Source organism: Streptococcus sp. AM43-2AT (assembly GCF_003603405.1).
Classification (GTDB): domain Bacteria; phylum Bacillota; class Bacilli; order Lactobacillales; family Streptococcaceae; genus Streptococcus; species Streptococcus ilei.
In genome coordinates this window covers 119,992-138,893 of record NZ_QTND01000001.1, presented here as the reverse complement: position 1 = coordinate 138,893, position 18,902 = coordinate 119,992, and the positions used below count along the sequence as shown (strand labels likewise).

17 protein-coding genes are annotated in these 18,902 nt (G+C 43.0%); all 17 read right to left on the bottom strand.

Annotated features, from left to right (window positions below; genetic code table 11):
• Nucleotides 1-8: 8 nt before the first annotated feature.
• Nucleotides 9-1,817 carry a restriction endonuclease subunit S gene (locus DW930_RS00645; RefSeq protein WP_123159060.1) on the bottom strand — a complete coding sequence of 603 codons (1,809 nt, stop codon included), beginning with the start codon at nt 1,815-1,817 and terminating at the stop codon, nt 9-11.
• A complete protein-coding gene (locus DW930_RS00640) occupies nt 1,814-3,385 on the bottom strand; it encodes a type I restriction-modification system subunit M (RefSeq protein ID WP_123159059.1) in 1,572 nt (523 codons plus the stop codon). Before DW930_RS00640 ends, DW930_RS00645 begins: the two co-directional genes overlap by 4 nt.
• A gap of 118 nt (nt 3,386-3,503) precedes the next feature.
• Nucleotides 3,504-3,869 (bottom strand): TIGR02328 family protein, encoded by a 366-nt coding sequence (locus DW930_RS00635; protein ID WP_123159058.1) that lies wholly within the window; start codon nt 3,867-3,869, stop codon nt 3,504-3,506.
• Nucleotides 3,870-4,247 (bottom strand): YbgA family protein, encoded by a 378-nt coding sequence (locus DW930_RS00630; protein ID WP_123159057.1) that lies wholly within the window; start codon nt 4,245-4,247, stop codon nt 3,870-3,872. It lies immediately after the preceding gene.
• Nucleotides 4,248-4,805: 558 nt separating this feature from the next.
• Nucleotides 4,806-6,674: an ABC transporter ATP-binding protein gene (locus tag DW930_RS00625; RefSeq protein ID WP_123159056.1), complete on the bottom strand. Its 1,869-nt coding sequence runs from the start codon at nt 6,672-6,674 to the stop codon at nt 4,806-4,808.
• The gene (locus DW930_RS00620) at nt 6,664-8,412 is read right to left on the bottom strand and encodes an ABC transporter ATP-binding protein (RefSeq protein WP_123159055.1); all 1,749 of its coding nucleotides are present in this window, start codon (nt 8,410-8,412) and stop codon (nt 6,664-6,666) included. The genes DW930_RS00625 and DW930_RS00620 overlap by 11 nt, the downstream gene beginning before the upstream one ends.
• A gap of 284 nt (nt 8,413-8,696) precedes the next feature.
• The gene (locus tag DW930_RS00615; RefSeq protein WP_123159054.1) at nt 8,697-8,849 is read right to left on the bottom strand and encodes a dTDP-6-deoxy-D-glucose-3,5-epimerase; all 153 of its coding nucleotides are present in this window, start codon (nt 8,847-8,849) and stop codon (nt 8,697-8,699) included.
• A 265-nt stretch (nt 8,850-9,114) separates the two neighbouring features.
• Nucleotides 9,115-10,260, bottom strand: coding sequence for an FtsX-like permease family protein (locus DW930_RS00605; protein WP_123159053.1), 1,146 nt, complete (start codon nt 10,258-10,260; stop codon nt 9,115-9,117).
• A gap of 3 nt (nt 10,261-10,263) precedes the next feature.
• On the bottom strand, nt 10,264-10,944 hold the full coding sequence (locus DW930_RS00600; RefSeq protein WP_123159052.1) for an ABC transporter ATP-binding protein: 681 nt from the start codon (nt 10,942-10,944) through the stop codon (nt 10,264-10,266).
• Nucleotides 10,941-11,516, bottom strand: a complete 576-nt coding sequence (locus DW930_RS00595) for a TetR family transcriptional regulator (RefSeq protein WP_123159051.1) — start codon at nt 11,514-11,516, stop codon at nt 10,941-10,943. The genes DW930_RS00600 and DW930_RS00595 overlap by 4 nt, the downstream gene beginning before the upstream one ends.
• A 150-nt stretch (nt 11,517-11,666) precedes the next feature.
• Nucleotides 11,667-12,590: an aldo/keto reductase gene (locus tag DW930_RS00590; protein ID WP_123159050.1), complete on the bottom strand. Its 924-nt coding sequence runs from the start codon at nt 12,588-12,590 to the stop codon at nt 11,667-11,669.
• Nucleotides 12,591-12,693: 103 nt separating this feature from the next.
• Nucleotides 12,694-13,908: an ABC transporter permease gene (locus tag DW930_RS00585; protein WP_123159049.1), complete on the bottom strand. Its 1,215-nt coding sequence runs from the start codon at nt 13,906-13,908 to the stop codon at nt 12,694-12,696.
• Nucleotides 13,905-14,798, bottom strand: a complete 894-nt coding sequence (locus DW930_RS00580; RefSeq protein ID WP_013903836.1) for an ABC transporter ATP-binding protein — start codon at nt 14,796-14,798, stop codon at nt 13,905-13,907. Before DW930_RS00580 ends, DW930_RS00585 begins: the two co-directional genes overlap by 4 nt.
• An 11-nt stretch (nt 14,799-14,809) precedes the next feature.
• Nucleotides 14,810-15,583 (bottom strand): DUF3169 family protein, encoded by a 774-nt coding sequence (locus DW930_RS00575; protein ID WP_123159048.1) that lies wholly within the window; start codon nt 15,581-15,583, stop codon nt 14,810-14,812.
• A gap of 2 nt (nt 15,584-15,585) precedes the next feature.
• On the bottom strand, nt 15,586-15,795 hold the full coding sequence (locus DW930_RS00570; RefSeq protein ID WP_003002675.1) for a helix-turn-helix transcriptional regulator: 210 nt from the start codon (nt 15,793-15,795) through the stop codon (nt 15,586-15,588).
• A 12-nt stretch (nt 15,796-15,807) separates the two neighbouring features.
• Nucleotides 15,808-16,116: a hypothetical protein gene (locus tag DW930_RS00565; protein ID WP_120701778.1), complete on the bottom strand. Its 309-nt coding sequence runs from the start codon at nt 16,114-16,116 to the stop codon at nt 15,808-15,810.
• Between the two features lie 235 nt (nt 16,117-16,351).
• Nucleotides 16,352-18,757 carry a phenylalanine--tRNA ligase subunit beta gene (pheT, locus tag DW930_RS00560; RefSeq protein ID WP_123159453.1) on the bottom strand — a complete coding sequence of 802 codons (2,406 nt, stop codon included), beginning with the start codon at nt 18,755-18,757 and terminating at the stop codon, nt 16,352-16,354.
• Between the last annotated feature and the right edge of the window lie 145 nt (nt 18,758-18,902).

Here is an 18,902-nt window from a genome sequence, read left to right as displayed (position 1 = left end):
TAAAGACTTTATCTAGTAAAGGTTAATAATTGTTCTCGCCAGTATTCATACTGTTTCTGTCTTAGTTCGATTTCTTTTGGAAGGCCCTCAGAAAGAGAGTTAGTTAAGGTGTTGAAATGGTCAAGAATGGAGACAATTCTTTCTTGTTCTGTAATGGATGGTAAGTAAAAAGTCATTTTATCAATAGCATCCTTAGATAATCTCGGAATACTTGCCTTTCGAACTTGCGATTTGAGTCTATCTTGCTTACTTAACAAGACATAGTACATAAATTTATCAGAAATATTATCTGACGTCTCTAATGTGTACACATCATCTGCTGCCCAAAAGTCCGTATCACAATATCCTATTTCACCAGCCGCTCCTGCACAAATCACAAAACTAGTATTTTTCACTCTGTTTGCTTCGGTATAATATCCCAAAGGCGTCAAACTGTTTTGATAAACTGGAAAACTTCCTGAAGTAGTTAGCTGATTTCTAACAAGACGCTTCCCACGTTGTAAACTGATGACTTGTCCTAACTTCACCCGAATTGGACCAAATACCCAATTTAAGAGCCTAATGATGTCTTGTCTGTACTGTACTGTACTGTCAGTGTACTCGCCTTCGGCGACGAATGTCAAGAGTTTTTCTCGGAAATATTCGTACTGTTTTTGACGTAGCTCAATCTCCTTAGGCAGTCCAATATTTAAGTCGTTACAAACCATATCAAAGTTGTCCAGAACTTGAACAATACGAGACTGGATTTCTAAAGAAGGTATTGGGATTTTTACATTTTTCAAACTATTCGCATTAAACTGGGGCTGACCTGCCTTTGAAACCAAATTATTAGCCTGTTTCCAGTACAATTCACTCTTTGAAAAGTGCCAATAGTATCTCGAATTTAACTTCTCTGATGGAGTAATTTTTATTAAGAAAGAGGCATACGCGCTAGTTTCAGCAGTATCAATAAATAAAGTTTTACCATAAGTAGCACCCGTTCTAGCCATCAATAAGTCACCATGTTTTACTAGATAGTTTCTAGATTCTTCGGTTAAAGAAATATACTTTTTATCATTCGACTTGAGATAACCATTTTCATCAATATCAGTAATTCGAATAAATCTAATATCTCCCGTCTCTTTCGCTTTATCAGTATAGCCATAATTAAATCTAGCCACTTCTCCTAGAGTCTTCCACTCAACCTGGTATACCTCATCCTCAAATGATAAGAGTTTATCTCGATAATAAGAATATTGCTTTTTACGTGAGGTCAATTCTGAGGTCAATTCTGAGGTCAATTCTGTAACATACTCAGTCATTTTGTCAAGTATCTGCACGATTTTTTCTTGAATTTCTAGAGGAGGAATTGGGATTTTAATCTTTGATAGATTTTTAGGATAAAGCTCTATAACTTTAGTGCCAATTACTTGTTTTTCTTTCTGTTTTTGAAAGAAAATAGATTGCATATAATAGTTTATATACTTTGGATTTTCATTCGTTTTTATTATACAAGAATGACCTCCAATGCATACATCACCATCTCCCAACCAAACAATAGATTTTCCTACATCTTCTATATTTTCACTAGTTGTCGCTACAATAATATCGCCAGTTTGTGCTTTTTTCAACTTTTCAGACAAAGAAATAGAGACAAATGATTTCGTTTTATATACATAACTACTGTAATATGTATATATTTGTCCATAATGAATACAAGGTATGCCTTCATCTACAAAATCTTTTTTCTGTAACCCATTTCCTCTGACAATTTCGCACACTTCCCCTAGCTCTTTCCACTTAACGGGGCAGTTTTGAATTTCTTCTAGGATGTTCATAATTTACCTCCTAGTTCCTCTACAATCTTATCTATCTCTGCACGCAAGTGGTCAATTTTAGCAACAGTCTCAGCGATTTCTTTATTAAGCTCATTAATATCAATCTTCTCACGTGTATCTTCTTGTTCAACATAGGTAGAGACAGAAAGGTTGTAATCCTGCTCTGAACCTATCACTTCATTATCAACAAGAGCTGCTTTGTAGTCTACACTTTGATAATTAGTAAATAATTCAACGATATGGTCGATATTGTCATCCGTCAAGACATTGTTATTGGTCTCTTTTTTGAACTCCTTACTCGCATCGATAAAAAGTGTTTTATTTTCTAGTTTATTCTTCGCCAACACTAAAATCGTGGTTGCGATAGAGGTTCCAAAGAAGAGATTATCAGGCAGAGCAATCACTGCTTCAACAAAGTTGTTATCTACTAGATACTGACGAATGGTCTTCTCAGCACCTCCTCGATAAAAAATGCCTGGGAAACATACAATGGCTGCTCGACCTCTGTTAGACAAGTGGTTGAGACTATGCATGATAAAGGCAAAGTCAGCTTTTGACTTAGGAGCTAGTTTACCAGCTGGTGCAAAACGGTCATCGTTGATGAGAGTTGGGTCTCCATCTCCCACCCATTTGACAGAGTAAGGAGGGTTTGAAACAATCGCATCAAACGGTTTTTCATCCAAATGTTGAGGATTTAAAAGGGTGTCTCCTCGCTTAATATCGAAGTTATTGTAGTTGATATTGTGCAAGAACATATTCATACGAGCCAAGTTGTAGTTGGTCATATTGATTTCTTGACCAAAGAAACCATCCTCCAAAATATGGTCTTCGTATTGTTTTTTCATCTGTAACAAGAGAGAGCCCGACCCACATGTTGGGTCGTAGACCTTGTTAATCTTATCCTTACCAACCATCACCAAACGAGCAAGTAATTTAGAAACTGTCTGAGGAGTGAAGAATTCACCACCACTTTTACCAGCATTACTCGCATAGTTGGAAATCAAGAACTCATAAGCATCCCCAAAGGCATCAATGTCATTTTCCTCAAAGTTGCCAAAGTTAATGCTATTGATACCATTAAGAATATCAGAAAGACGTTTATTTTTCTCTGGAACAGTTCCACCAAGAATGTTACTTCGTGTGTCCAAGTTATCAAATAAACCTTTGATATCATCCTCAGACTTGAATCCAATCGCCGACTTCTCAATATCTTGGAATATCTTAGCTAAATCTTCGTTTAAATTTTCATTTTGTGAAGCATTCTTGACGACATTCTTAAACAATTGACTTGGAAGAATAAAGAACCCCTTATCCTCAACTGTCCCTGGTTTGAAATCTCGCTCAGCTTCTTGATCACTCAAATCAGCATAACGAAATTCTATATCTCCAGCCTCATGCTCAGCATGATCAAAATAGTCTGCCATGTGCTCAGAAATAAAGCGATAGAAAAGAATTCCCAGTATGTACTGCTTGAAATCCCAACCGTCAACAGCTCCACGAACATCGTCCGCAATCGCCCATATTTTTCGATGAAGCTCCTTACGCTCTGCACTTTCTTTATTTGCCATTTTTACTTTCCTTAATTAATGTATTATCCTTTCTATTTTATCATATTTCAGATACTAAAAACCATTAGTAATAATTTGATTACGAATGGTTTAACTTACATTTTTACTTAATCAATAATTAGTCTAATTGAATCCCTTTTTCTGTCAGATTCTCCAGGCATTCTTGGAGGTAAGTAGCCTGGTGCTCGGGATAGATGGGGGTGTTCAAAGCTTCCTTTTCCAATTCTGGATAGGCTGGGCAGGTCTTGCCTCGGTAGGTCGGCTCCCACCACTCTGGGCTGACCTTGTATCCTCTAGCGGTCATCTCCTCCATGATCAGGCGGTGATAGGCATAGAGGCGATAAGGCGAGTAGTCAAAGACATAGTTGACCGTCGCATGCTTCTTGCCCCAGCCATTGCCTCTCAGAGCGCAGCATTCTCGGTGTTGGCCCAGGAGCTGGGGGCGTGGGAGTTTGGGAATCAAGTCTTGGTGCCAAAGTCTCATCTATTGGCCTCCTAGTAGCGTCGAATCTTGTAAATAGCGATTAGGGTAGCGCTCAAGGAGATTTTGGATCCCCTTGATAAGGTCCTCTTGGCTAGCTTGGCCATGCTGGTACTTCTCAAGTAACAACATGAAGTCCGCCTTTTCCTCTGCAGTCGCCTGCTTTTTGAAATAGCCCCAGATATGCTGGAAGGCGTTGGAGACCTGGCCACGATTTTCCGGTAAAGCCAGCGCTTGCTGGATCAAGCCCTCAACCTGGCTGACCTCTACCCGGTCTTGCTTGAGGTATTCCCGAATTTCCTTGTAGATATTACTAGAACGACTCAGCACCAGGTATTTATTTTTCGCCCATAGGACTTGGCAGTGATGTTTTTGATCCACTCTTGTCTCCTTTTGATCTTCTCTATGAATAGTCCTCCCATTATACCATGGAAATGAGTGAAGTCATAAAAAGAGAGTGGGACAGAAATCAGTAATTCATTAGAATTCGATTTCGTCGTCCCACCTCCGCACAGTTGAGTAGGGCTGTAAAAGCTGATAAATACAGCGTAGTAGAGCCCACTCAACCACTGCGTCTTGTTCGACAATCCAAAAACAATTGAGAGGCTAGGACTTTTGTCCCAGCCTCACACGGAATTATTTAGAGTAAAACAGTTTGGGAAACTGTTTTAGCCTGAGCCCAGAAATGAAAGAGTGAAGGGGCTCAAAACGAATTGAACACGGGCTGCGGATTGTGTCAAAAAGATAAGTCTTCCTAGAATCCAAAGATTCTGCGTCAAACTTTCTATTTTGACTTTATCCGCAGACGCCCTTTGTATCTTGATTTAGTCATGGAACTTCTTCGAAGTTCGCTGACATCCGATCTCACCTAAGGAAAGTTTCAAAGACAACATTATCCATAAGCAAAAAGCCTGTGCCAACGCTCAGACTTTTTTTGTGTTAATCAATTTCAAGACCACCGGTGTAGAGGCGGTAATAAGTCCCGCGTTCTGCCATCAAGGAAGCGTGGTTGCCTCGCTCGATGATGCGTCCCTTGTCCATGACCATGATCACGTCCGAGTTGACGATGGTTGAGAGACGGTGGGCGATGACAAAGACGGTGCGTCCGGCCATCAGGCGATCCATCCCTTCTTGGACCATCTTCTCTGTCCGTGAGTCGATCGAAGAGGTCGCTTCATCAAGGATCAAGACTGGCGCATTGGCCAAGGCAGCACGCGCAATAGCAATCAGCTGACGTTGACCATTGGATAGACCGGCTCCATCATCGTTCAAGACAGTATCGTAGCCTTGGTCCAAATGTTTGACGAAGGAATCCACATTGGCAATGCGGGCTGCTTCCAGGATTTCCTCCCGGGTCGCATCTGATCGACCATAGGCGATATTTTCTGCAATGGTTCCAGTGAAGAGGTGGGTATCCTGCAAGACAATCCCTAGAGAGCGACGGAGCGAAGCCTTCTCGATCAGCTTCACATCGATACCATCATAGGTGATAGATCCTGATTGAATATCGTAGAAACGGTTGATCAAGTTGGTTATGGTGGTCTTCCCTGCTCCTGTCGCGCCTACAAAGGCCACCTTTTGACCCTTGTCCGCATAGAGGTTGATATCGTAGAGGATTTGGTTCTTCTCATTGTAAGAGAAGTCTACATTGGTAAAGACGACATTTCCGACCAATTTGACCAGTTCATAGTCTCCATTTTCCCGCGGGTGTTTCCAAGCCCAGAGGTTGGTCTTCTTATCAGTGATGACCATGCGACCATCGACCTCTTCATAGTTGACCAAGGTCACTTTCCCTTCATCCACTTCGACTTCTTCATCCAAGAGATCAAAGATCCGATCTGCCCCAGCCAGAGCCATGAGGACAAAGTTCAACTGTTGCGATACTTGGGTGATAGGCCCGTTGAAGGAACGGTTGAGCTGGAGAAAGGCCATGAGACCACCAATGGTGAGGCCACTGATCCCATTCAAGGCGAAGATTCCTCCGACCAATGAGGTCAAGACGAAGGAGACATTTCCCAGGTTCCCCAAGATCGGCATCAGGACATTGGCATAGCGGTTAGCTTGGTAGGATGATTCAAAGAGTTGGTCATTGATCCGCTCAAAGGCTTCAATGCTTTCCTCTTCATGGACAAAGGCCTTGACTACCTTTTGACCAGCCATCATCTCTTCGATAAAGCCATTTTCAATCCCTAGGTTCTTTTGCTGATCGGCGAAATAGCGACCAGACTTGCCAGAGATATCCTTAATGACATAGGCCATGACGCCGACCATCGAAAGAACGAGAAGGAAAAGAAGAGGGCTAATCATGATCATGCTGACTGCTACACCGATGATCGTGATGGCAGACTGCAAGAGCTGCGGGATGGACTGCTCGATCGCTTGGCGAAGAGCGTCGATGTCATTGGTATAGATAGACATGATGTCCCCGTGCTGGTGGGTATCAAAATACTTCACAGGGAGCTTCTGCATACGGGCAAAGAGCTGGTTCCGCAGAGAGCGTAGCGTATCCTGAGACACTGTCGCCATAATGAGGGAGAAGCCATAGTTGGCCAAAACTCCCACCACTCCAATCACTGCTAATGTTGATAAGAAAGTTAAGAGGGGGCCAAAGTCCTTGCTTCCACTATCCAGCATGGGTTGGATATATTGGTCCACCAAGGCTCGGATGGAGGATGTAATATAGACCGTAGAAAGGGAGGCTGTCACGATAAGGGCAGCTGCTAAGAGAAGGACGAACTTATACTGTTGCCACATGTAGGCCAGTAAGCGCACGAGAGAGCCCCAGCCTGCTTTTTTCTTATTCTGCATCTGCTTGTCCTCCTTTCCCTTGGGTTTGCATGTCATAGACTTCACGGTAGATGGCATTGGTCTCAATCAAGTCGTGGTGAGTACCAATCGCATCGATCTTACCATCATTCATGACCACGATCCGGTCTGCATCTTGGATAGAAGAGATCCGTTGACCAATGATGATCTTGGTCGTGTCTTTAAGACTGGTAGCCAATCCTTGACGGATCAGGCTATCGGTCTTAGTATCGACAGCCGAGGTCGAATCATCTAAGATCAAAATCTTTGGATTCATCAAGAGAGCGCGGGCGATACAGAGACGTTGACGCTGACCACCTGACACATTGGCTCCACCACGTTCGATCATGGTATCATAGCCATCCTTAAAGTTCTGGATAAATTCATCCGCTTGAGCAATCTTACAAGCTTCCATGATTTCTTCATCCGTCGCATCCTTATTCCCCCAGCGCATATTTTCCTTGATGGTACCAGAGAAGAGGACATTGGTTTGAAGCACCATGGCTACTTGCTTGCGCAAATGATCTAAATCATAGTTTCGCACATCCTGACCAGCGACCTTAACGCTACCAGACTCCACATCATAGAGACGAGGGATGAGCTGGACCAGACTAGACTTACCGGAACCAGTCCCCCCAAGAATCCCGATCACTTCACCCGAGCGAATGCTGAGGTTGATATCGGACAAGACATGGGTCTTGTCACCATTTTCATCTGTGTAGGCGAAGTCCACATGGTCGAAGGTAATAGAGCCATCTGCCACTTCTGTCAGACCGTTCTCCGGAGAGACGATGGTTGACTCTGTCCCAAGGACTTCATTGATCCGTTCTACAGATGCCATAGAGATCGAGAGCATAACAAAGATCATCATAAACATCATGAGGGACATAAGGATGGTCATGACATAGGCAAACATAGACGTCAGCTCACCAGTCGTAAAGCTTCCACCCACGATGAGTTGTGCCCCGATCCAAGAGATCAAGATAAAGGAAGCATACAAGGATAACATCATGGCTGGACTACTCAAGATCACGATGCGGATAGCCTTCATGAACATGTTGTAGATCAAGCGAGAAGCTTTCTTAAACTTGACAGTCTCTTCTTCTTCCTTGACATAAGACTTGACCACGCGCATGTTGGTGATGTTTTCCTGGATGCTGTTGTTCAAGTTATCATAGGCCTCGAAGACCTTGGTAAAGAGTGGATAGACAAGCTTAGTAATCAACCCCAAGACCAGTCCCAAGAAAAGGGTAATCCCTACAAAGATACTAGCCATCTGCGGATTGATCAAGTAGCTAGCAACGATAGCAAAGATCAGATTGAGCGGTGCGCGCACACAGATCCGGATCACCATCTGATAGGAGTTCTGCACATTGGTCACATCCGTCATCATTCGGGTTACCAGACCACCTGAGGAGAAGCTATCGATGTTTTCGAAGGAGAAAGTTTGGATCTTCTTGAAAATTGCCTTCCGTAGGTTCTTAGCAAATCCAGCTGAAGCAAAAGCCCCGTAGCGAGCCGACTGCATCCCACAGAAAAGAGAGAGAAAGGCGAAGACCAACATGAGGAGACCATAGGTGAGAACAGTGGTCATATCCCCCTTCTGAACCCCCTTGTCCAAAAGCGTCGCCATAATGAATGGAATAGAAATCTCAAACATGACCTCAAACACCATATAGAGTGAGGCTAGAATAGAGGGTTTCTTGTATTCCTTGATTTCAGCAATCAATGACTGAAGCATAGTTACCTCCTAAAAATACTAGTTAGTAAAGTTTTCTTTACTGGCAGTCCATTTCCGAACAAAGAAACAGTCCTTCGTTCTGAGAGGATTGCGCCTACAAAAGAAAGCTATAGAAAGAGAAAGCGCCCTGACAGCGTTACTGTAGGGACGACTTTCATTATTCATACTACTTAGTATAGAGGAATATGGAAGAAAAATCAAACATTTAGGTAACATCACTAAAGAATATTCCAATTTGGCCATCTTGAAACCTAGTAAGCCAGATTTCTATTTAAACCGTATTCCTATTCACTGGTACTGAGGGACACCAAGCTCAAGGCCGCAACCCCAATACCAATCACAAACTGCAGGAGGATCCCCACAGAGATAAAGGACCATTTGTTGCGCCAGATTAAGTAAAAGGCCCCCTTCAGGTCCTGCCAGTAGCTCCGTTTCATGCTGTCTCCCTTTTATTTCTATTATTTCCCTTAGAATAGCGGAAAAGCCCCTCTCTGTCAATGAGTTTCACAAGAAAAGAGAGTGGGACAGAAATCGGTCATTCGTTAGAATTCGATTTCGTCGTCCCACCTCCGCACAGTTGAGTAGGGCTGTAAAAGCTGATGAAATCAGCGTAGTAGAGCCCACTCAACCACTGCGTCTTGCTCGACAACCCAAAGACAATTGAGAGGCTAGGACTTTTGTCCTAGCCTCTTTCTATTTATTTTATTCTGCTAAGAGCACTTCTTTGATGGTTTGTTTTTGGAGTTTTCTATTGGAGAGATAAAAGAGGCTTTCATAAACCACCGCAAATCCGATCAACGTCCAAAAGCAAACGTTCCAGTCAAAGTGATGCTCAATTTTTTCAGGAACCGTATCTTTGATCACCCCGATCAAAATTTCCATAATACCGTATTGATAAGCCGTCCCAAGAAGGAATCCTAGATAGGCCCAGAAACGATAGGGAGAGAGAATATGACTTTGGCATTCACGATCTGTGTAGCCAAAGGCCTTCATCAAAGCCAAGGTTTCGCGACCTTCTGAGACCACAATCCCCAATGACAAAAAGAGAATAGAGAAAGAAAGGATTAAGCCAATCATAATCATCATAGCTTGGATGATGTCATCTGTGTAATCACTTAGGCCAAAGGACAATTGAACCATGGCCGCGAAACACATGGAGCCAAAGACTACAAAAAACAAGATCGATTTTCTACCCCACATCAGCGACGAAGACAACTCTTTTAGGAAGGCTTTCTCTTTCTTAGGAGCCCTCTTTCTCCTTTTGACCTTGATCGGTGTTGGAGATTTTTTCAATAAGCGAAGGGCCGGCGTTTGTAGTTGTCTTCGAGCATAGCCAATCGCAAGAACCATAAAGAAGGTCGTTGGCAGCATCACCAAAGCAAGGAAGAGTTGCCAATGAAAATGAATGGTAATGTCTGGCAAAATCCCCTTCTCATTACGAAAGTCATAAAAATGTCCCATCATTAGAAAAGAAGCGAAATAGCCAAGAAGCGCTCCAACTCCAAAACTGAGTCCAAAAGCCCAAAATCGTTTAGCCAACTGGCCATTGCTATAGCCCAAGGCCTTTAAAATTCCTAATTGTTCCTTGTGGCCATCGACAAATTGTTTAATATAAAAGCACATGAGAAGGATCGACGTCAAGGACAAGACGACTCCACTGACCATGGCCACCATCCAAGATAGCGAAACTTGGGCATCATAGTAGGTCGTAATCATCGGATTGGTTTTAGAAATCTCCAACTGCTCGATATCCAAATAAAAATTCAAGAAGAGATTGGCCACAAAGACCGCACAAGCCCCAATAATACTGACGACAACTAATTTTCGAATATCTTTTACTGAAAACATAGCTTACCATCCAATCTCATAGGCAGTCTGAGGCTGATCGTTGGTCACCACTTCAGTAATCTTGCCACTATTGACACGAATGATGGTTCTCGCCATATCCGCAATATTTTGGTTGTGCGTCACCATGATTAGGGTAAATCCTAGCTTTTCCTTCAACTTCCAGATATAGTCAAGAATCTTGCGCCCTGTTTCTTCATCGAGAGCTCCCGTCGGCTCATCTAAGAAAAGAATCTCTGGCTTTTTGGCCAAGGCCCGAGCAATAGACACTCTCTGCTGTTCCCCACCAGACAATTCACTTGGATACTTGTCCAGCTTATCGACAAGCCCCAAATCTTCGATGATCTGCAAAAAATCATGATTGTTTGCCAGGTCGGCTCCCATCTTTACATTCTGTCTGACCGTCAGATTAGGTAATAAATAATACTGCTGGAAAATAAAGGCAATCTTCTCACGTCTGAAGGCTGTCAATTGAGCATCCGTGAGTTGCGATAAATCCTGTCCTTGAATGAGAATATGCCCCTCGTCTACCTTTTCTAATCCGGATAATACGTTTAAGAGAGTTGACTTGCCCGATCCAGAAGGGCCTAGGATAACCACATCATCCTGGTCTTGAATCTGCAGATCAATCCCTTTTAGGACCTTGGTTTGCCCATAGCTTTTGTGAACATTTTCTAGTTGAATCATTTCTTTCCTACCATTTCTTTGATGAGAGATTGACAAACTTCTGTCAATAATCCAATCACTTCTTCCATGCTGAACTGATAAATACCAGAAGCAACCATAGAGGCCATCCCGTGTGAGTAGATAAATAGATGCTGGTACAAGCGACTAGCCTCCTCTAACGTCAACGGATAGTCTGCGACAATCGAATCCAGAACCAATTGGTAACTATGATCCTTCATGGGAAGAAAATCTTGAAAGCGACGAATCGGATCTTTACTAGGATTTTGGAAAAGCAATTGAAAGAGTTGGGGCTCTTTTGAGGCGAACAGGATATAAGCAACCCCGACAGATCGAAAAGGCTTCTCATCTTCTAAAGCCTGGCGTATATACTCCACCACTACCATTTCCGCAGCAACAATAACCTCTGTTTGTAACTCAGACATATTTGCAAATTGCCCAAAAATGACTCTTGGTGTGGCTCCCAGTTTCTCTGCTAATGCTCGAGCCGTCAAACTAGCCAGGCCCTCTTCTCTCACCAATTGTAAAGCCGTCCCAATCATAGTCTCTTTACTAAATTTAACCTTTGGTGGCATAAGACTCCTTTCGCGCAACAGTTGTTACGCAACATGTGTTGCATAAAGAATACCATAACAAAGAAAGAATTGTCAAGAAAAATCCGTAAAGCATAAAACAAAAAAACCAGCCCACTGATAGAAGTGAAGTCTGGTCTACTAATAAATATTCTATGGCAAATCATTTCCTGCAGCCAGGTAGACTTGGTACCATTCCTTGCGGGTCAAGGTGACATCTGCTGCTTTCCCCGCTTCAAGGACATGCTGGGGTTTGGTCGTTCCGATGACGGCCTGCATCTTCCCTGGATAGCGGAGGACCCAAGCAAGGGCAATGGCTATCGGAGTGACCTGGTATTTCTTCGCCAAGTCATTAAGGACATGATTGAGAGCCGCAAACTCTTCCTTACCGACAAAATTCCCCTTGAAATAGCCATGCTGAAGGACAGACCAGGCTTGGATCACCGTATCTGTTAAGCGACAATACTCAAAAACACTGCCATCTCGCACGGCTGCTTTTGGCCCTTCCATATTGACATGAAAACCAGCTTCAAAGCTCGGTGTAAAGGCGGCACTCAACTGCAACTGGTTGACCTTGAGAGGCTGTTTGACAGCCGTTTTGAGCAATTCCATCATCATAGGATTTTGATTGGACACTCCAAAATGACGGACCTTGCCCGCTTGCTCCAAGTGATCAAAAGCTGCTGCTACTTCTTCAGGCTCCATGAGAGCATCCGGTCGGTGAAGGAGGAGACTATCTAAGCGCTCGATCTGCAGGCGCTCGAGTATGCCATCGACGGAGTCCAAAATATAGTCCTTAGAAAAATCAAAATAGGTAAAGCCGTCTTTGCGAATGCCACACTTGGACTGGATCCACATCTGGTCCCGAAGATCCGGACGACGTCTGAGGACCTTACCAAGTAGGACCTCACACTGGCCATCGCCATAGATGTCCGCCAGATCAAAAGTGTTGATCCCAATCGATAAGGCCGCCTCCACTAAGGCCTCCACCTCATCTTCACTCATCTGGCTGATCCGCATCATCCCAAGGACAATCGTGGACAGACGCTCATTTTCAGAAAACTCAATATAGTTCATGTCCGCCTCCTTTTCATTCTACTTTCATTATAAAGTAAAGAAGACCAAACAGCAACGATTTCACAAAGCAAAACACCTCCAGTATCCACTGAAGGTGTCTCTTTTAGCGATAGCTTAAAGCTTTTTTAACAGTCTTGACCAAACCTAAATCATCTGTTTGTAGGATGAGGCTAGAATAGATTTTTCCAATGATCATGGTGCCGAGGAGCGTGAAGGCTAAGGCAATTCCGAATGAACCCCATGATTCAAGTCCACTTGCATAGCCATTAATCGTACGGAATGGCATGAAGAAGGTTGAAATGAATGGAATGTAGGATCCAATCTTCAATAGAGGGACATCTCCTGCGCTACCCAAGGCAGTCACTCCAAAGAATCCAACCATCACTAACATCATCAGAGGAGAGAGGGCCTTTCCTGTATCTTCTGGACGAGCAACTGTTGAGCCTAGGAAAGCTGAAAGAACAACGTACATGAAGATTCCGAGAATGATAAAGAAGAAGGTGTTCAAGGAAATAGATTGTCCAATATGTTGAGTGATAGGAGAGTCTGGAGATAAAATATCTTTTACAAGAGGAATGGAATCTCTAAACATCCAAACGCCTCCCAAGCCGACTGCATAGATACCAATATGGGTAAAAATTACTCCAAAAAGACCAATCATGCGAGCATAGAAATAGTGAGTTGCACGAATGCTTGAGAAGACCACTTCCATGATCTTGGTTCCTTTTTCACTAGCTACCTCTTGAGCAGTGATACTTGAATAAAAGATCAGAATCATGTAAAGAAGAAAACCGATTCCTCCAGCTACCATGGTTTGCACCATTTTTAGCCCTTCTTTCTTCTCATCAATTTTTTCAGTCAATGAGACCTGTTGCGAAAGGGCTGTTAACTGCTCTTGGCTTAAGTCCGCCTTAGAAACATTGAGCATTTGTTGGACCTGACTCAATTTTGCCATAAGGACTGATTTGAAATCTGGCTTCATGGCATCCTCACTCTGGTAGCGAGCCTCTAGCTGGCCATCCTTTTCTTCAACTGTGAGGATTCCCTTGATTTCTTCCTCTTTCATGGCCTTCTTAGCTGCTGCTTCATCCTTATAGTCAAAGGTCAAGCCATCAGTTCCTTTCAAGCCTTCCTTGACAGGAGCTTGATCTGTAATCAAGGCAATGTTGCTTTTAGCAGAGGTAGAAGAGCCAACGAAGTAGTTTATTCCGATCGTCAATCCAATGAAGAGAAAGGGAGAAAGAACCATCAGGAAAAAGCTCCATGATTTCACTTGGCGTAAATAAGTTTCTTTGATAACAATCAGCATCTGTTTCATACTTCTACTCCTGATTCTAATTTAAAGATTTCATCAATGGTTGGGGCTTGTTGGTCAAAGGTTGCTAGATAGCGACCCTTGGTCAACTGGTCAAAGAGGTCTGGACCAGCTGTCTCATCATCCAAGACCAACTTCCATAGACCTTGCTTGGTCATGGTCACCTTGGTCACGTGAGGCAGCACTTCCAACTCCTCTTTACTGAAGTCATTGGATACGAAGAGACGAGTCTTCCCGAAGCTATTGCGAACTTCTTGTACGGGACCTGAAAGAATCACAGATCCATCACGAATCATAACCAACTCATCACAGAGTTCTTCCACATTGGTCATGACGTGGTCAGAGAAGATAATGGTGGCACCGCGTTCTTTTTCTTCAAAAATGACCTGCTTAAGCACTTCTGTATTGACAGGATCCAGTCCACTAAACGGCTCATCCAAGATGATCAATTTTGGCTCATGGATCATGGTAATGATCAATTGAACCTTTTGCTGATTCCCTTTTGAAAGGCTCTTAATCTTATCGGTTAATTTCCCTTTTACTTGGAGCTTTTCCATCCAAATTGGAAGTTTCTCCTTGACCTCAGCAGTTGACATTCCTTTGAGATTAGCAAGGTAACGGACTTGCTCGTAGATAGTCAACTTAGGCATGAGGCTCCGCTCTTCTGGCAGGTAGCCGATTTCCTTATAGGTTTCTTGACTGATTGCTTGGCCATCCAATTGGATATCGCCACTGTAGTCAAGGAAGCGGAGGATACTATGGAAGATGGTGGTCTTCCCTGCTCCGTTCTTCCCGATCAAACCTAAGATAGATCCTTTTTTCGCAGTCAAGTCAATCCCGAACAAGACTTGCTTCTTGCCAAAACTCTTTTCTAAATTTCTAATTTCTAACATAGAAAACTCCTCTACTCTTTATAGTAACGTTTGGTAATCTTGTACTGAGAGACCAAGATATAGACATAAATCAGTGATACAACTACTAATGCTAACAAGATATCTGTCTGGAATGTAATCCCAACTAAGAATATCGCCATTAAGGAAATCGGTAAGACATAATTGCTTAACTTGAAAACAATGTCGAAGTTCTCCTCGTAGCAAATTTGTTTTTCTGCTTCATCCATCATACTCATTATTAATTCACGGACTTCTGCTCCGCTAGAATTGCGTGGAATCGCTTTTCCATAAATCTGTTTAAACGTTTTTCGAAACTGATGTTCCAATCCAAAAGTAAGTAAAAGCAAACCAAGGAAAGTAAGCGGGATGGTGTATTTCCCAAGGATACCTGTCAGTTTTTCTTCATAGACTAGTTTTTGGCAAGAGAAGAAAATCACTAGTAGATAGGGAACAATCATGACGCCTTTGAAAATCGTAGCCAAGTCATAGATTCTTCTCGTTTGGCTTTCATAACGGTAGGCCTCGTCTTCATCCTCGGTCGCCTCCATCATCTGATATGACTGACGAGACGAGAAAAGATAGGTAGACGCAATTCCGAAAATTATCAAATATAAAATGATAGAACCTATATAAAGCATATCTCGATCAAATAACTTTTGGAATTCAATAGGATGGTCTGACCCAACAAATCCTATCAAAAAAGCGACGATGACACCTGGTAGGAACATGGCAATGTTTCTCCAAAAACGAAAACGGGCTGACCTTTCTTTGTACTTCTTTTTCACTTTTATTCCTCTCCCTCTACTAGACTAAAGACATTCTCCACCGGTTCCTTGAAAATTTGGGCGATGGTGATCGCAATGATAACCGAGGGGGTGTATTCTCCCCGCTCCAAGAGACTGATGGACTGGCGTGAGACTCCTGCTAGCTTAGCTAGCTCGGATTGGTTGAGCCCATCACGCGCCCTTAGCTCTTTCAGTCGATTTTTTAAAATCATGGCATCCGCCTCCTATAGTTGAATACCTTGAATATCTTCGATACGGACTAACTTGGTTTCCTTTTCTTTTTTCTTATTTTCACGGCTTAATTTGACCCAATCTTCATCGATATCGATAATTTCATATTCGGTTCCAAAACCATTTACTGTAACAGTGACCGTTTGGCCTTTTAATTCTTCTAAAAGTCTAGACATATCTTGATTTCCTTTTAATTGTTTTTCCAATCGTCTGATGCGTTTGTTCAACCTTTTTATCTTCTTTTCTGAGCTTGCATAAAATATAACCAAAAAAGGGATAAAAAGAATCCACATGGCTCCCATAAGAAAACCTCCCCTTCTTTCAACTAAAATTATTGTAACACTTCTTTTTCTTTTTGACAAGTATATTTGCCAAAAAAATAAAAATATTTGTCAAAAATAGAAGGATGATTGACATGGATATTTTGAGTACTTAAAGGAATTTCTTTATTTTTATAGGGTTTTAAGCTCTATATCAAGTAAATTCTGTAAGAAAAAAACAGCTGAGAAATTCTCAACTGTTCCAAATTTTTACGATTTACCGCACTTCTGCGTCTACTTTTTCTTCAAGGGAAGCTTGGATTTTTTCCATGTAGCGTGCGACTTCTTCGTCTGTCAAGCTATCTTCTGGATTTTGGAAGGTCAGACTGTAGGCCATAGACTTCATTCCGACACCCAGTTTTTCACCTGAGAAGACGTCAAAGAGCTTGATGTCTGTCAAGCGTTTCACGCCCGCAGCTTGGATGGCATCGACTACCTCTTGGTGAGTCACTTCTGCTTTGAGGAGAAGGGCGATATCACGGCTCACCGCTGGGAACTTAGTAATTTCCACAAATGGAGCAGCTGGTTGAAGGGCTGCTTCGATAGCTGAAAGGTTGAGCTCAGCTACATAAGTCTCTGGAATATCATAAGCCTTAGCAGTCACTGGATGCACTTGTCCGAGGTAACCGACTACTTGATCACCGAGTGAGATCAAAGCTGTGCGTCCTGGGTGAAGACTCTTGATCTCTCGCGTTGCTGTATAGGTCGCTTTAAGACCCAAGCGAGCAAAGAGGGCTTCAAGAATTCCTTTAGCATAGAAGAAATCAACTGGAACAGCTGCCGTTTGGAAATCTTTTTCAGCAACTAAACCTGTCAATGCAAAGGCAAAGCTATTGATTTCGTTTGGCAATTCTTCTTTTGGATTTCCTGTTTGCTCGAAGACTTTTCCAATCTCGTAAAAGGCCAAGTCTTTGTTCTTACGAGCCACGTTGTAAGCAACGGTATCCAAAATACCTGAAACCATATTTTGACGGAGGACTGAACGATCCACAGTCATTGGCCACATAAGCTCAGTTAAGTTACTTGGCGCTGTAGTGAACTCCACTGCTTTTTCAGGTGTTGTCAGAGCGTAGGTGATGATTTCAGTCAGTCCTGCTCCTTCTGCAATGGTGCGAACTTTACGACGCAATTTTTGAGTCGCTGTCAATTCACCTGCTGTCCCGTCATCTTTTGGAAGGGTTGCTGGTAATTTGTCATAACCATAAATTCGAGCAATTTCTTCAAAGAGGTCCGCTTCGATAGTGATGTCCCAACGGCGACGAGGAACGCTGACTGTGAAGCTTTCTGCATTTCCAGAAAGGCCAAAACCAAGACGACGGAAGACATCTTCGACATCCGCGTAGGAAAGCTCTGTTCCAAGGACACGGTTAACGTCTGCAAGAGTAGAAGAAACTTCTACATCAGAAGTGTCTAACTGGCCTGCTGAAACGATGCCCTTACGTACGGTTGCACCAGCCAATTCAGCAATCATACTTGCTGCGGCATCAAGGGCTTCATTAACAGTTGCCACATTGATGCCTTTTTCAAAGCGAGAAGATGATTCAGAACGAAGGTTGAGGCGACCACTGGTCTTACGGATTGATTTGCCATTGAAGACAGCAGCTTCAAGGACAACACGACTAGACTTTTCAGAGATTTCTGTAGCTTGTCCACCCATGACACCTGCAAGGGCTACTGGTTTGTCTGCAACCGTAATCACTAAGTCAGTTGCTTCCAAGTCACGTTCTTCCCCATCCAAGGTTACTAATTTTTCACCAGCACGCGCTTCACGCACACGGATGTCGTTTCCTTCAAAGGTATCCAAGTCGAAGGCATGCATAGGCTGACCAAAGTAGAGCAAGATGTAGTTGGTCACGTCAACGACATTGTTAATCGGACGGATGCCTTCGTTCATGAGGAGGTTTTGCAACCATTGTGGACTTGGTGCGATGGTCACATTATCCAAGATACGGGCCGCATAATATGGTGCCTTATCTGTGTCAATGCTAACAGAAAGGGCATCTGCTGCGGCTTGATCCGTTTCAGCAAGAGAAAATTCTTTAAAGGTCACTGCCTTGTCATAGATGGCTGCTACTTCGTACGCAACCCCACGCATCGAAAGGGCGTCCGCACGGTTTGGAGTGATGGAAAGTTCGATGATTTCATCATCCAAGTCTAGATATGAAAATACTTCCTCACCTGGTACTGCATCATCCGGCAAGATTTGGATGCCATCTGCAAATTCCTTAGGTACAACGGAGTCAGAAATGCCCAATTCACCAAGTGAGCAGATCATCCCTAGTGACTCTAAGCCACGGATTTTCCCTTTTTTGATCTTATAGTTATCCGCAATGCGAGCACCCGGAAGAGCTACCATAACCTTGATTCCAGCGCGCACATTTGGTGCTCCACAGACGATTTGACGGGTTTCTTCTTCACCCACATTGACTTGGCAGACATGCAAATGAGTTTCGGGCACATCTTCACAAGACAAGACTTCTCCGACGACAATTTTTGAGAGACCAGCAGCTGGTGTTTCGACACCTTCTACCTCGATCCCTGTGGTTGACATTTTTTCAGCCAACTCTTGTGATGGCACATCAATGTCCACTAATTCTTTTAACCATTTATAACTAACTAACATATGTAAGATACCAAGGGCCAAACTGAAATCTAAATGACTTTCCTAGATTTCCTTAAGCCCTCGTTTAGATCCTTTCATTTTGTGTTTTCCAGCTCGAGGCTGGCTTAGGTAGGTCTAGTAACCTCCCCTTCTCTAGAATAGATGT

Coding starts and splice junctions, on each gene's coding strand:
- DW930_RS00645 (WP_123159060.1), bottom strand. CDS start 1,817: ATGAACATCCTAGAAGAAATTCAAAACTGCCCCGTTAAGTGGAAAGAG.
- DW930_RS00640 (WP_123159059.1), bottom strand. CDS start 3,385: ATGGCAAATAAAGAAAGTGCAGAGCGTAAGGAGCTTCATCGAAAAATA.
- DW930_RS00635 (WP_123159058.1), bottom strand. CDS start 3,869: ATGAGACTTTGGCACCAAGACTTGATTCCCAAACTCCCACGCCCCCAG.
- DW930_RS00625 (WP_123159056.1), bottom strand. CDS start 6,674: ATGCAGAATAAGAAAAAAGCAGGCTGGGGCTCTCTCGTGCGCTTACTG.
- DW930_RS00620 (WP_123159055.1), bottom strand. CDS start 8,412: ATGCTTCAGTCATTGATTGCTGAAATCAAGGAATACAAGAAACCCTCT.
- DW930_RS00615 (WP_123159054.1), bottom strand. CDS start 8,849: ATGAAACGGAGCTACTGGCAGGACCTGAAGGGGGCCTTTTACTTAATC.
- DW930_RS00605 (WP_123159053.1), bottom strand. CDS start 10,260: ATGTTTTCAGTAAAAGATATTCGAAAATTAGTTGTCGTCAGTATTATT.
- DW930_RS00600 (WP_123159052.1), bottom strand. CDS start 10,944: ATGATTCAACTAGAAAATGTTCACAAAAGCTATGGGCAAACCAAGGTC.
- DW930_RS00595 (WP_123159051.1), bottom strand. CDS start 11,516: ATGCCACCAAAGGTTAAATTTAGTAAAGAGACTATGATTGGGACGGCT.
- DW930_RS00590 (WP_123159050.1), bottom strand. CDS start 12,590: ATGAACTATATTGAGTTTTCTGAAAATGAGCGTCTGTCCACGATTGTC.
- DW930_RS00585 (WP_123159049.1), bottom strand. CDS start 13,908: ATGAAACAGATGCTGATTGTTATCAAAGAAACTTATTTACGCCAAGTG.
- DW930_RS00580 (WP_013903836.1), bottom strand. CDS start 14,798: ATGTTAGAAATTAGAAATTTAGAAAAGAGTTTTGGCAAGAAGCAAGTC.
- DW930_RS00570 (WP_003002675.1), bottom strand. CDS start 15,795: ATGATTTTAAAAAATCGACTGAAAGAGCTAAGGGCGCGTGATGGGCTC.
- DW930_RS00565 (WP_120701778.1), bottom strand. CDS start 16,116: ATGGGAGCCATGTGGATTCTTTTTATCCCTTTTTTGGTTATATTTTAT.
- pheT (WP_123159453.1), bottom strand. CDS start 18,757: ATGTTAGTTAGTTATAAATGGTTAAAAGAATTAGTGGACATTGATGTG.